The organism is Comamonas humi, assembly GCF_054782535.1.
In genome coordinates, this window is the sequence record NZ_BAAGSH010000019.1 from 74012 (window position 1) to 88118 (window position 14107).

At 68.4% G+C, this 14107-nt stretch carries 13 protein-coding genes; 7 read left to right on the top strand and 6 right to left on the bottom strand.

Annotated elements, in window-relative coordinates; genetic code table 11:
• Nucleotide 1 precedes the first annotated feature (1 nt).
• On the bottom strand, nucleotides 2-2452 hold the full coding sequence (locus tag ACYVKR_RS20520) for a penicillin acylase family protein (RefSeq protein WP_460482827.1): 2451 nt from the start codon (nucleotides 2450-2452) through the stop codon (nucleotides 2-4).
• 135 nt (nucleotides 2453-2587) lie between these two features.
• On the opposite strand from ACYVKR_RS20520, the gene ACYVKR_RS20525 reads away from it, so the two are divergent.
• Nucleotides 2588-3574 carry a YihY/virulence factor BrkB family protein gene (locus ACYVKR_RS20525; protein ID WP_460482828.1) on the top strand — a complete coding sequence of 329 codons (987 nt, stop codon included), beginning with the start codon at nucleotides 2588-2590 and terminating at the stop codon, nucleotides 3572-3574.
• Between the two features lie 4 nt (nucleotides 3575-3578).
• On the opposite strand, the gene ACYVKR_RS20530 is transcribed toward ACYVKR_RS20525, so the two are convergent.
• The 3 genes from ACYVKR_RS20530 to ACYVKR_RS20540 form a co-directional block, all read right to left on the bottom strand.
• The gene (locus tag ACYVKR_RS20530; RefSeq protein ID WP_460482829.1) at nucleotides 3579-5099 is read right to left on the bottom strand and encodes an acetyl-CoA hydrolase/transferase family protein; all 1521 of its coding nucleotides are present in this window, start codon (nucleotides 5097-5099) and stop codon (nucleotides 3579-3581) included.
• A gap of 132 nt (nucleotides 5100-5231) precedes the next feature.
• Nucleotides 5232-5729 carry a DUF2165 family protein gene (locus tag ACYVKR_RS20535; protein WP_460482830.1) on the bottom strand — a complete coding sequence of 166 codons (498 nt, stop codon included), beginning with the start codon at nucleotides 5727-5729 and terminating at the stop codon, nucleotides 5232-5234.
• 429 nt (nucleotides 5730-6158) lie between these two features.
• Nucleotides 6159-7445 (bottom strand): permease family protein, encoded by a 1287-nt coding sequence (locus ACYVKR_RS20540; protein ID WP_460482831.1) that lies wholly within the window; start codon nucleotides 7443-7445, stop codon nucleotides 6159-6161.
• A gap of 189 nt (nucleotides 7446-7634) precedes the next feature.
• On the opposite strand from ACYVKR_RS20540, the gene ACYVKR_RS20545 reads away from it, so the two are divergent.
• The 6 genes from ACYVKR_RS20545 (at nucleotide 7635) to minE (ending at nucleotide 12400) form a co-directional block, all read left to right on the top strand.
• Complete coding sequence (locus tag ACYVKR_RS20545) at nucleotides 7635-8423, top strand: zinc ribbon domain-containing protein (protein ID WP_460482832.1); 789 nt, start codon at nucleotides 7635-7637, stop codon at nucleotides 8421-8423.
• A 13-nt stretch (nucleotides 8424-8436) separates the two neighbouring features.
• On the top strand, nucleotides 8437-9042 hold the full coding sequence (locus ACYVKR_RS20550; protein ID WP_460482833.1) for a hypothetical protein: 606 nt from the start codon (nucleotides 8437-8439) through the stop codon (nucleotides 9040-9042).
• Between the two features lie 64 nt (nucleotides 9043-9106).
• A complete protein-coding gene (locus ACYVKR_RS20555) occupies nucleotides 9107-10312 on the top strand; it encodes a hypothetical protein (protein WP_460482834.1) in 1206 nt (401 codons plus the stop codon).
• Between the two features lie 197 nt (nucleotides 10313-10509).
• The gene (minC, locus tag ACYVKR_RS20560; RefSeq protein WP_460482835.1) at nucleotides 10510-11247 is read left to right on the top strand and encodes a septum site-determining protein MinC; all 738 of its coding nucleotides are present in this window, start codon (nucleotides 10510-10512) and stop codon (nucleotides 11245-11247) included.
• Between the two features lie 67 nt (nucleotides 11248-11314).
• On the top strand, nucleotides 11315-12127 hold the full coding sequence (gene minD / locus ACYVKR_RS20565; protein WP_460482836.1) for a septum site-determining protein MinD: 813 nt from the start codon (nucleotides 11315-11317) through the stop codon (nucleotides 12125-12127).
• Between the two features lie 3 nt (nucleotides 12128-12130).
• On the top strand, nucleotides 12131-12400 hold the full coding sequence (gene minE / locus ACYVKR_RS20570; protein ID WP_460482837.1) for a cell division topological specificity factor MinE: 270 nt from the start codon (nucleotides 12131-12133) through the stop codon (nucleotides 12398-12400).
• 97 nt (nucleotides 12401-12497) lie between these two features.
• Here the strand turns inward: minE and ACYVKR_RS20575 are convergent, their stop codons facing one another.
• Nucleotides 12498-12956 carry a PaaI family thioesterase gene (locus ACYVKR_RS20575; protein WP_460482838.1) on the bottom strand — a complete coding sequence of 153 codons (459 nt, stop codon included), beginning with the start codon at nucleotides 12954-12956 and terminating at the stop codon, nucleotides 12498-12500.
• Entirely contained in the window at nucleotides 12953-14107 is a 1155-nt protein-coding gene (locus tag ACYVKR_RS20580; protein ID WP_460482839.1) for an acyl-CoA dehydrogenase family protein, read from the bottom strand. The genes ACYVKR_RS20575 and ACYVKR_RS20580 overlap by 4 nt, the downstream gene beginning before the upstream one ends.

The following is a 14107-nucleotide window of genomic DNA, read 5'->3' on the forward strand; positions in this document are numbered from 1 at the left end:
TCTACTTCGCCGGCTCCAGCCGGATGCGCTCGGTGGCCACGCGTTCCACGGCGGCGCGGCTGTAGGCGAGCGGGAAGTACTCGCCCTTGACCCACAGCGGCGCCAGGTCGCGGTAGTGCGGGCTGGCCGGGTCGCCCGACTGGCCGGGGGTGTTGACCACGCGGGTCGCGTCCCAGTTGCCCACGTCCACCACCATGCGGAAGGAGGCGCCGGCGGTGAGCTGGTAGTTGGCGTTGTAGCTGGCGGCCATCGGCGTGGACGGCGAGCCGCCCATGGGCCCGGCGTTCACGTTGAGTTTCTGGCGCGTGGCCTCGTCGGCCACGGCGGCCAGCGGGTGGTTGAACAGCGCCTGGTGCACGGTGCCCCATTGCCACTTGGCGGCATCGGCGCCCAGGCGCTTGGCCGCGGCGTCCCAGCCGGTCGACAGGCTGGCGAGCAGCAGCGCGTCGCGCTGCGCCGGCGCCATGCCGTGGCGCTCGGGCTGTTCCAGCCAGCCCACGAGGCGCTCGATGCTGAACTCGGTCTTGACCACGGGGCGCACGGCCTCGGGCAGGGCGGCCGCGACGGCGGGGTGCAGGCTTTCCATCAGCCAGACGTTGAACAGCGCCGCGGCGGCGCTGTCGGCTGTCATATTGCCGTCCCAGCCTTTCAGCAGAGCAAGCGCCGCCGCTGCGTTGCCCTGGCCCTGCAGTGGCCGCAGCAGCGCGAGCAGGCGCTGCGCGGGCACGGCCATGGTGTCGTTCTGCATGCGCTCCGAATCCTGTAGCGTGAAGCGCTTGCCAGAAGCCACCTGGGACTCGAAAACACCATGAAGCCGCTGGGCCCGCGCCGGATCGGACCATTCGTAGCCTATGCCGTGGCGGAACAGTGGGTGCTGCGGCGGCACGTTGTTCTCGTTGGCGGTGACGACATAGCCGCGCGCGGGGTTGAACTCCCACGGCAGCTCGTCGCCGTTGCGGTAGCCCGTCCACTCGAAGCGGCCGTCGCCCGGCACGGGCAGCAGGCCGTCCCAGTTGGGGCGGATGGGCGTGAGCCCGCCGGGAATCCAGCCGATGTTGCCGGCCGCGTCGGCATAGACCTGGTTCTCGCCTGGCGCGCCCCAGCGGTTCATCGCGGCGCGGAACTGGTCCCAGTTCTGCGCCCGCATGTAGTCCATGGAGCCGAAGTACGGCGCCATGCCCAGGTCCAGCCAGGCGGCGCGCAGCGCATACGCGGTGGCCTTGCCGTCGCTGTGCAGCACCGGGCCGTGGCGGGTGTACCAGTTCTCCACCTCGCGGGGCTGGGCCTCGCCCTTCACGGCGATCTTTTCCACCACGCGCACCATGGGCTCCCAGCGGCCCTGGTAGCGGTATTCGTGCGGGTTGGCCGGGTTCAGCTCGTAGACGTACAGGTCTTCCTGGTCCATGTAGAAGCGCGTCAGGCCGAAGGCGATCTTGCCGTTGTGGCCGATGGAGATGCCGGGCAAAAAGGGCTCGCCCGCGCCGATCACGTCCATGCCCGGCGCCGACAGATGGCTGATGTAGCGCAGGCTGGGCGCGCCGTGCGAGCGGTGCGGGTCGTTGGCCAGGATGGGGCGGCCGGTGTTGGTGAGGCTGGGCGCGATGGTCCAGTTGTTGCTGCCGTAGCTCGACAGCGTGTGCGCGTCGGGCAGTTGCGCGTTCTCCAGCGCATCGGGCGAGGTGTCCGGCGGCAGCACGGCGACCTTGGTGTTCTCCCGCGTGAAGCGCGGCGCGGCCGTGGCCAGGCTGTAGGCGCGCTTGAGCGGCGCGCCGTCGATGGCGCAGGGCTTCAGGCCTTCGGGCACCTGGGCGGTGGTGTCGGGCACGGTCTCGCGGCGCAGCGCGTCGGCGCGCACGCCGTCCGGGCCCTTGCAGAAGGCGGCGGCGCGGTCCACCTCGCCGCTGAAGTTGAGCGTGAGGCCGTGGTGGCGGATGCGCACCGGGTCTTCGGCGGCCCAGCGCGCGGGCTTGTAGCCCATGAGGCGGAATTCCATCGGCAGCCGCGACGGATCGCGCTCGGTCTCGGCGACGAAGGCGTTCACGCCGGCCACGAAGGCCTCGGCCACGCGCTTGGCATCCGAGCCGTAGGCCAGCCACTCGCGGTACATGTCGCCGCGGAACAGCACGCTGCGCGCGGCGCGGTCGCTGTCGGCCCAGGCGGGGCCGAAGTCCTGCGCCATCTGGCCCAGGCCGCGCTTGCGCCACAGGTCCATCTGCCACAGGCGGTCGCGCGCGGCGGCATAGCCCTGGGCGACGAAGGCGTCGTAGGTGTTGGCGGCGTAGATGTGCGGCACGCCCCAGCGGTCGATCAGCAACTCGGCCGGCTGGGCCAGGCCCGGCACGCTGGCCTGGCTGGAGGGGGCGTTGCCGGGGCCGGTGGTGCTGCAGGCTGCCAGCAGGGCGGCGAGGGCGAGCAGCGAAATGCGCGCGGGAACGGACAGGTGCCTGGGCATGGAGTCTCCTTCGTTGTGGTTTTGTGGCGCTAATTTACCGGCTTGGTGCCCTATGTGCCTGTCGCGCAGGATGTAAAACATCTTTGCGGAGCCGGCTGACAGGGCGGCGGCCGGCCGGGATGCCAGAATCGGGCCATGCCTGTTTCGTCCCCACCCGTCTGGCAGCGGCTGCTTGACCGCCTGCATCCACTGCGGCCCTTTTATTCAGCCGTGCAGCTGTGGCTGGAGGCCGACGGCCTGCGCATGAGCGCGGCCATGTCGTTCTACGGCATGCTCAGCCTGGCGCCGCTACTCTTGCTGCTGGTGGGCCTGCTGGGCTGGTGGCTGGATCGCGACTACATCGAGTCGACCCTGGTCGCGCAGGTGCGCTCCGTCATCGGCCCGCAGGTGGCGGATGTGGTGCGCGGCGCGCTGATCAGCGCCAAGACGCCGTCGCAGGGCTGGATCGCATCGGTCGCCGGCCTGGTGATGCTGCTGTCGGGCGCGACCGGGGTGTTCGTGGAGCTGCAGAACTCGCTGGAGCGGCTGTGGAACCACGGCCTGCCGGGCACCAAGGATGGCACGCCGTGGTGGTACTCGCTGGTGCAGCGCATGCGCGGCCTGGGCTACATCATGGTGCTGGGCTTTCTGATGCTGATCTCGCTGGTCATCACCACGGCGATCAACCTCACGGCGAAATGGGCCGGCACCTACCTGCACATCCCGGCGCCCGCGCCGGTGCTGGGCGGCGTGAACGAGCTGGTGGCGTTCGCCATCACCGTCACGCTGTTCGTCGGCATGATGCGCATAGGCACGGGCGCCAAGCCCACGCTGCGCTACCTGATCGCCGGCGCGGCCATAGGCGCGCTGCTGTTCACCGTGGGCAAGCAGGTGCTGGCCTGGTATTTGTCCACCGCGGCCGTGGTCTCGGCCTATGGCGCGGCGGGCTCGCTGGTGGTGCTGCTGATGTGGATCTATTTCTCGTCGGCCATCCTGCTGTTCGCGGCCAGCTGCGCCAAGGCGCTGGAGAACGCCGCGGTGGCGCTGCGCCGAGGCGGGCCACAGCCCGAGCCCGCGCCGCAACCGGCGCAGCAGCAGCGCGATGCGGCCGCCGAGGTGGCGTCGGTGGATTTCCAGATCTGACGGCCTACGCCATGCGCATGCTGCCCGTGTCCAGGTAACGCTGGTGCCACGACAGCGCCTCGGTCAGGATATGCGGGGTGTGCAGGCCGGCCGATTGGCGCAGCGCGCGGTCGAAGTAGTCGTGCAGCATCGGCCGGTAGTCCGGGTGGGCGCAGCGCTCGATGACGAGCTTGGCGCGCTGCTTGGGCGAGAGGCCGCGCAGGTCGGCCAGGCCCTGCTCGGTGACGATGATCTGCGTGTCGTGCTCGGTGTGGTCCACGTGCGAGACCATGGGCACGATGCACGAGATGCTGCCGCCCTTGGCGACCGAGGGCGTGACGAAGAACGACAGGTAGCCATTGCGCGCAAAGTCGCCGCTGCCGCCGATGCCGTTCATCATGCTCGAGCCCATCAGGTGGGTGGAGTTGATGTTGCCGTAGATGTCGGCCTCGATCATGGAGTTCATCGCGATCACGCCCAGGCGGCGCACCAGCTCGGGGTGGTTGCTGATCTCCTGCGGGCGCAGGATGATGCGCTCGCGGTAGAAGTCGAGGTGCTGCTCGAAGTCGCGGAAGGCGCTGCCCGACAGCGAGATCGCCGTGGCCGAGGCGCGCGTCATCTTGCCTGCGCGCAGCAGGTCGAGCATGCCGTCCTGCAGCACCTCGGTGAAGCCCAGCAGGTTGTCGAACGGCCCCGCCAGCAGGCCCGCCAGCACTGCGTTGGCCACATTGCCCACGCCCGACTGGATGGGCAGCATCTCCTTGGGCAGTCGGCCCATCTTCATCTCGTGCGAGAGGAAGTCGATGATGGACGCGGCGATGGTGCTGGAGTGGGCGTCGGGCGCGGCGAACACGTTGTCGCGGTCGCCCTGGTGAGTTTCGACGACGGCCACCACCTTGCCGAGGTCCACCTGAAGGTAAGGCTGGCCGATGCGGTCGTCGGCGTCGGTCATGTCGATGGGCACGCGGCGCGGCGGGATCGCCGTGCCGTAGTAGATGTCGTGCATGCCTTCCATGCGTGCGGGGAGCCGGGTGTTCACCTCGAGGATCACCTGGTCGGCGATCTCCAGCCAGGTCTTGTTGTTGCCCACGGCGGTGGAAGGGATCAGCAGGCCGTCGGCGGTCACGCCCAGCACCTCGACCACAGCCACATCCATGCGGCCCAGGAAGCCGAACCAGGCGTGCTGCGCGACGTGCGACAAATGCATGTCGATGAAGTCGATCTCGCCCGCGTTGATGGCCTTGCGCGCGGCCGGGTCGGTGTTGAACGGCAGGCGCTGGCCCACGGCGTGGGCCTGGGCCAGCGCGCCGTCGCATTCGGGGGCGGTGGAGGCGCCCGTCCAGACGTTGATGCGGTAGGGCCGGCCCGCCGCATGCTCGGCCTGGGCGCGGGCCGCGATGGCCTGCGGCAGGGCCTTGGGGTAGCCGGCGCCGGTGAAGCCGCTCATGCCCACGTTGGCACCGGCGGGGATCAGGGCGGCCGCCTCGGCGGCGCTCATGGTGCGGGACTGCAGCGCGCTGCAGCGGACGCGGTCGTTCAACGACATGGGGGATAGCTCCTCGGGAAGATCGCGGGCCGCTGCGGCTGCAGCGCCTGGCGAAAATCGTAGCGGGCAAGGGCTGTCCCGGCCCAGTGAAAGTTTTTTCAGGCCCGGGCCATGCGTGAATTTTTTTGCAGCCTAGGCGTCCACCTGGTCGTTGGCCAGCGAGACATAGATCAGCACCAGCAGCAGCGTGGTGAAGAAGCGGCTGGCGTCGGGCACGCCGTTCCATTGCTTGGACATCCACATGCCGAACCATTCGCCGCCAATGGACATGAAGCCCACCTGCCAGGTGAGGAAGCCCAGCGTCAGCCCGGCGATGGCGCAGCGCTTGGCGCGGCGGAAGGTGGCATCGTCGGCCCTGAGCGCCTTCAGCAGTTTGACGCCGCCGATCCAGCAAAGCACGGCGGTGGCGGTTTCGAGCGCGATGATGAAGATGTAGCCGGCGTGCTGCACCACGGGCGATTCGATCGCGCGGTACATGATCTGGTTGCCGGGGAAGGTCGTGTCCATCAGGAAGACGTGGTGCACGAAGGCGAAGTTGGTGCCGTAGTCGGTGATGTTGCCGAAGCTGACCAGCGAGGCAAACAAGGCCATCGCCAGCACCATGGAGATTTTGGACAAACGGATGATCATGGTCGGGGGTTCTCTTTCCGGGAAGGGGGTGGAATCCGCCTTCCCCATGCCGACGGCCTTCCGCTCCCGGCAGGGGCGAAGACGAGCATGCGCCGGCTGCGCTGCGGGCGGCCTGGCGTCGGGGGACGGGGAAGAAGCGGGTGCGCGGAATGCGCGGGGAGGGCCGCGAGAGCGGCAGAAATCCAGCTGGGTATCGGGACTGGCGTTACCTGAAGCCTGCGGGCCCCGCGGGGAAGCGGGTCGGCAGGCTGGATGGCCCCAGCTTTGGTGCCGCGTATTCTAGCCAGGAAACAGGGGCTGCCGACGCGAGGTTAGCTGCTCCCCTAAAGATAGCTGCTGCCGCTTGTTGTGCAAGGATTTCAAGAAGAAATTTCTTTGAAATCCAATGGCAACAAGCGCGAGCAGCTCTCTTTTTTAATGGCGAGAAGATCAGCCGCGGCGATCCAGCAGCTGGTACAGCAGGATGGCGCAGAAGGTCGAGGTGCCGATGCCGCCGAGCGCGAAGTCGCCGAACTTCAGCGTGAAGTCGCCCGTGCCGATGATGAGGGTGATGGCCGCGACCAGCAGGTTCTTGTTCTGCGAGAAGTCCACGCGGTTCTCGACCCAGATCTTGGCGCCGGCGATGGCGATCAGGCCGAACACCACGATGGACACGCCGCCCATGATGGGCAGCGGAATCGCCTGGATCAGCGCGCCGAACTTGGGCGAGAAGCCCAGCAGCAGCGCGATCACGCCGGCCATCATGAACACCGCGGTCGAGTAGATGCGCGTGGCCGCCATCACGCCGATGTTCTCGGCGTAGGTGGTCACGCCCGTGCCGCCGGCGCTGCCGCTGACCATGGTGGCCAGGCCGTCGCCGATGAAGGCGCGGCCCATGTAGCGGTCCAGGTTCTGGCCGGTCATGGCCGTCACCGCCTTGATGTGGCCCAGATTCTCGACCACCAGGATGATGACCACCGGCACGATCATCACCGTGGCCTGCGCGGTGAAGCTCGGCGCCACGAAGTGCGGCAGGCCCACCCACGCGGCGGCGGCCACGCCCGACAGGTCCACCGGCTTGCCCAGGCCCATGCCGTTGGTCAGCACCGCGTAGACGATGGACGCGGCGATCAGCCCCACCAGGATCAGCAGGCGTTGCACCATGCCGCGCGTGAGCACGGCGACCAGGCTGACGCAGACGAAGGTCATCGCCTGCATCCAGCTCTCGAAATTGTTGGCCGCCATGTTCTTGACCGGCACGGAGGCCAGGTTCAGGCCGATCACCGCGACGATGGCGCCGGTGACCACCGGCGGCATGAAGCGCTCGATCCAGCCCGTGCCCACGGCCTGCACGATGAGGCCGATCAGCGTGTACACCAGGCCGCAGGCGATGATGCCGCCCAGCGCCACTGCCATGTTGGCGTTGGCGCCGCTGCCGCCGTAGCCCGTGGCCGCGATCACCACGCCGATGAAGGCGAAGCTCGAGCCCAGGTAGCTGGGCACGCGCCCGCCGGTGAGCAGGAAGAACAGCAGCGTGCCCACGCCGCTCATCAGCACCGCCACGTTGGGGTCGAACCCCATCAGGATGGGCGCGAGGATGGTGGAGCCGAACATGGCGATGACGTGCTGCACGCCCATGATGGTCGTCTGTGGCCAGGGCAGGCGCTCGTCGGGCGCCACGACGTCGCCGGTGCCGGGGCGCACTTCGCGCCAGTGGGGGATCAGGGGGTCGGACATGATGGGGTTCGAATGAGGAGGTGCTGCATCATAGTGAAATCGTTGCAAGTTGTAGTGCTGCGCGGCCCCCTGGTGCGCAGCTGCCGGCCTCGCTGAAACGGCGCGGATGCCCCGTTGGTGGACAATGCGCGAAATAATCGATTGCGTGGACAACTTTCGACGCCAACGCAGCCATCCGAGGGATCAGCCATGAACTGTGTCGTCTGCGGGCATGCGCTCGCTGCCAGTGCAAAATTTTGTAATAAGTGCGGGGCCCGGCAGAGCGACCAGCAGCCGCCCGCGGTGGCGCCCACCTACACCACCTGCCCGGACTGCGGCCACCTCTGCGCCACGCAGGCCCCGTTCTGCACGCGCTGCGGCTGCCGCTTCGACGAAAAGGCGCTGCAGGCCACGGCGGCCACGGCCCCGCCCGCCGACGAGGACGCGGCGGTGATCGTGTTCGGCAATGTGCAGGACGCGCCCGAGGCCGTGGCCAGCCCGCCCGCCATGCCTGGCGCAGCGCCCGGCCTGCCGCCGCTGTTCGACGAACCCCCGCCCTCGCGCGGCGCCGGCCTGTGGCTGGGCGCCGTGCTGCTGGCACTGCTGCTGGCCGCCGGCGTCGGCTGGTGGTGGTGGTCGGGGCGCGAGGCGGCGCCTGCCATGCCCGCCGCCGGCGCCGACGTGGCCGCGCCCGCCACCGAAGATCCCGGCCCGGCGGTCGATGCTGCGGCAGCCGGTGCTGCGGCGGCCGATGCCGTTCCCGCCGATGCGGCGCTGGCCCCTGGCGAGGCCCTGGAGGCGGCCGCGGCCGACGTGGCGCGGCCCGGGGAAACCGCGGCACAGCCCGTCACGGTGGCGCCGCCTGCTGCCGCTATAGTGCAGGACATGGCTCCGGCCGCAGCCTCGCCTGCGCCCCCTGCGCCGCGACAGCGCGCCGCCGAGCCGCGTCCCGCCAGGCCTCCGGCCTACAAGCGGTCTCTCGACGAATTACTGGATTGATGGAGGAACCACCATGACCTATTTCAAGCTCTCTGCCGTGCTCATCGCCGCCGCCCTGGCAGGCTGTGCTGCCCCGGCACCCGAGCCGCAGCCGCAGCCCATGCCCAAGGCGCCGATCGCCGCGCCGGTGCCGCCCAATCCCTTTGAAGTGTTCGGCGGCAAGATGGGCGCCGAGATCGATGCGGCCGACGGCGTGCGCCAGCGCGCCGTCGAGGCCATGGCCGAGCTGCCCGCCAAGCAACGCATCAACAAGAGCGAAACCCGCACCCGCATGCAGCAGTTCGAGTCCGCCTCGGGCCAGGTGCAGTCCGTGAAGGTGCTCGATGCCGTGGCCATCGACCTGCCGCTCGCGGCCAAGGCCCGGGACGAGCACAAGAACGCGATGGTGGCGATCAAGGACATCGCCACGCTGCTGGCCGACGAGCGCGGCAGCGCCACGATCCAGGTGATGGTCTCGCCCACCGACCTGCGCGCCAAGCGCGTGAACCTCAAGGCCGGCACGGCCGATACCGAGGCCGGCCATCCGGTCGAGGTGAAGAAGGCCGCCGACAAGGCGGTGCCTGCGGGCATCGAGCGCTTCATCATCCAGGGCGCCGCCCTGCCGCGCAAGCTCGACTGAGGCACAGGAGCCAGGCCCCTGCCCGCGCGGGGCCGAACCGATACATCCATAAGAGGAGCAGTGCATGACAGCGAAGGCCATCTTGAAATCGATCGACTTCAGCCAGTTGCTGCGCGCAGCCGAGGGGCTGACGCAGTGGCGGGCCATGGGCTTGTCCTTCGTCACCTGGATGGCGAGCGGTCTGGTCATGGCGCTGGGGCAGATGCTGGCCGGCGCGTTGGGCAGCGTGTTCGTGGGGCTGGTCTTCGCGCTGCTCGCCGGCGTGGTGTTCGCGGCCGGCATCTCGGCCGTCGGCATCCTGCTGCAGGACCGCGCCAAGGGCCTGGAGCCGCGCGGCGTGGGCGAGGCGTTCTCGGCCGGCCTGCGCTGCGTGCCCAAGTTCATCCTGTTCGCGCTGCTGCTGGTGGCGGTGATGCTGGTGCTGTACCTCGTCGCGGCCATCGTCTACTTCGTCTGCAAGCTGCCGATCGTCGGGCCGATCCTGTTCTTCTTTGCCCATCCGGTGCTGGTGGTGGCGGCCTCGGTGCTGTTCATCGCGTTGTACTGGGTGGCCGCGCCGCTGCTGGCGCCCGCCATCTGGGACGGGCGCTCGCTGCGCAGCGCGGTGGCGCTGGTGGTGGCGATTGCGCGCAGCCGCATCGTGCCGGTGGTGGTGATGCTGCTGGCGCTGTATTTCGTGCTGGGCGTGATCGCGCTGATCCTGCTCAGCGGCTTCGTGCCCGGCTTCTCGTCGATGACGGGGCTGGCCGCCGGCATCATCGGCCCGAGCATGCTGGCGCCGCTGGGCGGCGGCATGGGCGCGGCCTACAGCAGCGGCCATGTGGTCGCCGGCTCGCTGTCCACCGTGATCATGTTCGCGGTCATCATGACGCTGCTGGCCCAGGTCATGTTCATGGGCACGAACCTGATCTACCTGATGGTCTCCGACGGCCTCGACGAGGAAGCCTCCGAGGCCAGCCTGCAGGCCGGCATTGCGCTGGCCCGCGAAAAGGCCCGCCAGGCGCAGGAGCTGGCCCAGCAGAAGGCCCGCGAGGCGGCCGAGCGCCTGCGCCAGCAGCGCCCCGGCGCCGCCGAGGCCGGCACCGCCGCAGCTGCGGCGGCTACGGGCGAGGCGACCCCGCCCGCCCCGGAATCCGCGCCGCCCGTCTCCGCCCCTCCGGTGGTGGAGCCGCCGGCCGCCCCCGCGGCACAGCCGCACTGCCCGGCCTGCACCCAGGTCGTGGGGCCGGATGACCAGTTCTGTGGCCATTGCGGGCACAAGCTCCGGTAAAACCGCTCCAGAATGGGGAAATGGGGCGCCTTCGGGCGCCCTTTTTGCGCACTGGCAGCGGCAGCAACTCATTGCGCAAGGTTAAGAACTGTTGCATCTTCGGCTGGGCCGGCCCCCCATAATGGCAGCCCAAGTCAGCATCGGCCGGGGAGGGTACACTTCGGCGATTCCTCCCGAAGTACCTTGCAAAACACCCCATGTCCGGCGAAACGACGCACCGCAGCGGTTTTGATATGAAGAGCGCCCAATTGCCCGTGGTGGCATTTGCGCTGCGCTCCACCGATGTGGCCGGGCTGGAGCAGGAGTTCGCACAGCGTTTCGGCGATGCCTCGGCCTTCTTCGACAACGACCCGGTGCTGATCGACCTGTTGCCCGTGCGCGAGGCCGAGGACGACATCGATTTCGAGTCCATCGTGCAGCTGCTGCGGCGCTACCGCACCCAGCCGGTGGCCGTGCGCGGCGGCAATGCGCTGCAGATGGCGGCGGCCCATGCCGCAGGCCTCGTGGCCGCGCCCGAGGCGCCGCCGGCGCGCCCGGCAGCCGAGCCGGTGGTGCAGGAGGTCATCCACGAGGTGGAAGTCGTGCGCGAGGTGCAGCTGCCGGCCCGCCCCACCATGCGGGTGGACAAGCCGCTGCGCTCCGGCCAGCAGGCCTATGCGCCGGGCGGCGACCTCATCGTGATGGGCATGGTCAGCTACGGCGCCGAGGTGATCGCCGACGGCAACCTGCACGTCTACGGCCCGCTGCGGGGCCGGGCCGTGGCGGGCGCGCGCGGCGATGTGAGTGCACGCATCTATTGCACCTGCTTCGAGCCGCAGCTGGTGTCGATTGCCGGAATCTACCGTACAGTGGAGACGGAACTGCCTCCCGACATTGCCGGCAAGCCCGCCATGGTGCGGCTGGAAGGCGAAAAGATTGTGATCGAGCCGCTGTAAGCCCGGGGCCGCCGAAGCGGCGGCAGGCATACGGCTTCAATGGAACCTTGAAGGGAAACTGGAAAACATGGCCAAAATCGTCGTTGTGACCTCCGGCAAAGGAGGTGTCGGCAAGACCACCACCAGCGCAAGCTTTTCGGCAGGCCTGGCACTCGCCGGCCACAAGACCGCGGTGATCGACTTTGACGTGGGTCTGCGCAACCTCGACCTGATCATGGGCTGCGAGCGCCGCGTGGTGTACGACCTGATCAACGTCATCCAGGGCGAGGCCAACCTCAAGCAGGCCCTCATCAAGGACAAGCAGCTCGACAACCTGCATATCCTGGCCGCGTCGCAGACCCGCGACAAGGAGGCGCTGACGCAGGAAGGCGTCGAGAAGATCATCAAGGAGCTGGCCGACATGGGCTTCGACTACGTGGTCTGCGACTCGCCCGCCGGCATCGAGAGCGGCGCGCTGATGGCCATGCACTTTGCCGACGAGGCGCTGGTCGTGACCAACCCCGAGGTGTCGTCGGTGCGCGATTCGGACCGCATCCTGGGCATGCTCAGTTCCAAGACCAAGCGTGCCATCGAGGGCAGCGAGCCGATCAAGGAGCACCTGCTCATCACCCGCTACAACCCCAACCGCGTGGAAGACGGCCAGATGCTGTCGCTGACCGACATCCAGGACATTCTGCGTATCCCGCTGATCGGCGTGATCCCCGAGTCCGAATCGGTGCTGCAGGCCTCCAACCAGGGCACGCCGGCGATCAACCTGTCCACCACCGACGTCTCCGAGGCCTACAAGGACGTGGTGGCGCGCTTCCTGGGCGAAGACAAGCCCATGCGCTTCATCGATGCGCAGAAGCCCGGCTTCTTCAAGCGCATCTTCGGGAGGTAAGCCATGTCCCTGCTGTCCCTGTTCCTTGGAGAAAAGAAGAAGACCGCCTCGGTGGCGAAAGAGCGCCTGCAGATCATCCTGGCCCACGAGCGCGGTGGCCGCAGCAACAACCAGCCCGACTACCTGCCCGCGCTGCAGAAGGAGCTGATGGCGGTGATCGCCAAGTACGTGTCGATCAACCCCGACGACGTGCGCGTGAACCTCGAGCGCCAGGACAACCTGGAGGTGCTGGAGGTCAAGATCGAGCTGCCAGAGATGATGGCGAGTAAGTAGGCGCTCACCTGCGCAGCAAAAAGCGGCTCCTTGGAGCCGCTTTTCTTTTGCTTCCAAAAATATAGCTGCTTGCGCTTGCTACATATGCCCTGGAGGCTTATTTGGCTGTATCCGCGTAGGCGTGCGCCATCCAGTACTTGAAGGTGCCCTGCGCGGTGGCCAGCAGGTTGCGGTCCTGGTCGTAGATGTTGGCCTCGCAGGTGCACAGCGACCGGCCCTGGTTGAGCACCCGGCCCTCGGCCACGAGCTGGCCGCGGCCGGGGCGGATGAAGCGCGAGGACATCTCCACCGTCACGGCCGTGCTGGCGGGCGCGCCGGGCGCGAGCACCGCGGCGCGCGACATGGCCACGTCCAGCAGCGTCATCAGCACGCCGCCGTGCGCGGCGGGCAGCTGGTTGCACAGGTCCTCGCGCAGCTCCTTGAGGTGCAGGCGCACGATGCCGTCCTCGAAGTTCGGGTCCTGGTAGGCGCCGATCAGCCGCAGGAAGGGCACGCGGCTGTTCATGTCGTCGATGCTCAGGCGCTGCTGGCTGGGGCGCTCGTGCGTGCCGGTCATCCGCGGGCCTCGCGGATCATGTTGCGCGCGATGATGATCTGCTGGATCTGCGTCGTGCCCTCGTACAGGCGGAACAGGCGCACGTCGCGGTAGAAGCGCTCGATGCCGTATTCCGCCATGTAGCCCGAGCCGCCCAGGATCTGCACCGCGCGGTCGGCCACGCGGCCGCACATCTCGGTGGCGAACATCTTGGCGCACGAGGCCTCGGTGGAGACGTTCTTCTTGTCGTCGCGGCGGCGTGCCGCCTCGATGGTCATGCACTCGGCCGCGAAGATCTCGGCCTCGCTGTCGGCCAGCATGGCCTGCACCAGCTGGAACTCGCAGATCGGCTGGCCGAACTGCTTGCGCTCCAGCGAGTAGGCCAGCGCGTCGCGCAGGATGCGCTTGGCCACGCCCACGGCCACGGCGGCGATGTGGATGCGGCCCTTCTCCAGCACCTTCATCGCGGTCTTGAAGCCCTGGCCTTCCTTCAGGCCGATCAGGTTGGCGGCCGGCACGCGCACGTTGTCGAAGATCACGTCGCAGGTGTGCGCGCCCTTCTGGCCCATCTTGGCGTCGTTCTTGCCGAAGCTGATGCCCGGCGACTTGGCATCGACGATGAACGAGGACACGCCGCCCGAGCCCTTGTTGCTCGGGTCGGTGCGCGCCATCAGCGTGAACATGCCGGCGTGCGGCGCGTTGGTGATGAAGCGCTTGGTGCCGTTGACCACGTAGAAGTCACCATCCTTGATGGCGGTGGTGCGCAGCGAGGCGGCGTCGGAGCCGGCCTCGGGTTCGGTCAGCGCGAACGAGGCGATCACCTCGCCGGTGGCCAGCTTGGGCAGCCACTGGGCCTGCTGCTCGGGCGTGCCGTCCATCAGGATGCCCTGCGAGCCGATGCCCACCGTGGTGCCGATGATGGAGCGGAACGCGGGCGAGGTCTGGCACAGCTCGAAGAGCACGCGCACTTCCTCCTCCATGGTCAGCTCCAGGCCGCCGAAATCCTCGGGGATGGTCATGCCGAACAGGCCCAACTCGCGCATCTCCTGCACGATGGATTCGGGGATGGAGTCGGTCTCGGCGACTTCGTTCTCGGCGGGTACGAGGCGTTCGTTGACGAAGCGGCGCACGCTGTCGAGCAGCGCTTCCAGGATTTGGGGATCGCGGATCAT

What these genes read in the sequence shown, in the direction of transcription:
- ACYVKR_RS20545 (WP_460482832.1), top strand. Translation starts at nt 7,635, where the DNA reads ATGAACTGTGTCGTCTGCGGGCATGCGCTCGCTGCCAGTGCAAAATTT.
- ACYVKR_RS20540 (WP_460482831.1), bottom strand. Translation starts at nt 7,445, where the DNA reads ATGTCCGACCCCCTGATCCCCCACTGGCGCGAAGTGCGCCCCGGCACC.
- minE (WP_460482837.1), top strand. Translation starts at nt 12,131, where the DNA reads ATGTCCCTGCTGTCCCTGTTCCTTGGAGAAAAGAAGAAGACCGCCTCG.
- ACYVKR_RS20580 (WP_460482839.1), bottom strand. Translation starts at nt 14,107, where the DNA reads ATGATCCGCGATCCCCAAATCCTGGAAGCGCTGCTCGACAGCGTGCGC.
- ACYVKR_RS20575 (WP_460482838.1), bottom strand. Translation starts at nt 12,956, where the DNA reads ATGACCGGCACGCACGAGCGCCCCAGCCAGCAGCGCCTGAGCATCGAC.
- ACYVKR_RS20530 (WP_460482829.1), bottom strand. Translation starts at nt 5,099, where the DNA reads ATGTCGTTGAACGACCGCGTCCGCTGCAGCGCGCTGCAGTCCCGCACC.
- minC (WP_460482835.1), top strand. Translation starts at nt 10,510, where the DNA reads ATGTCCGGCGAAACGACGCACCGCAGCGGTTTTGATATGAAGAGCGCC.
- ACYVKR_RS20525 (WP_460482828.1), top strand. Translation starts at nt 2,588, where the DNA reads ATGCCTGTTTCGTCCCCACCCGTCTGGCAGCGGCTGCTTGACCGCCTG.
- minD (WP_460482836.1), top strand. Translation starts at nt 11,315, where the DNA reads ATGGCCAAAATCGTCGTTGTGACCTCCGGCAAAGGAGGTGTCGGCAAG.
- ACYVKR_RS20555 (WP_460482834.1), top strand. Translation starts at nt 9,107, where the DNA reads ATGACAGCGAAGGCCATCTTGAAATCGATCGACTTCAGCCAGTTGCTG.
- ACYVKR_RS20535 (WP_460482830.1), bottom strand. Translation starts at nt 5,729, where the DNA reads ATGATCATCCGTTTGTCCAAAATCTCCATGGTGCTGGCGATGGCCTTG.
- ACYVKR_RS20520 (WP_460482827.1), bottom strand. Translation starts at nt 2,452, where the DNA reads ATGCCCAGGCACCTGTCCGTTCCCGCGCGCATTTCGCTGCTCGCCCTC.
- ACYVKR_RS20550 (WP_460482833.1), top strand. Translation starts at nt 8,437, where the DNA reads ATGACCTATTTCAAGCTCTCTGCCGTGCTCATCGCCGCCGCCCTGGCA.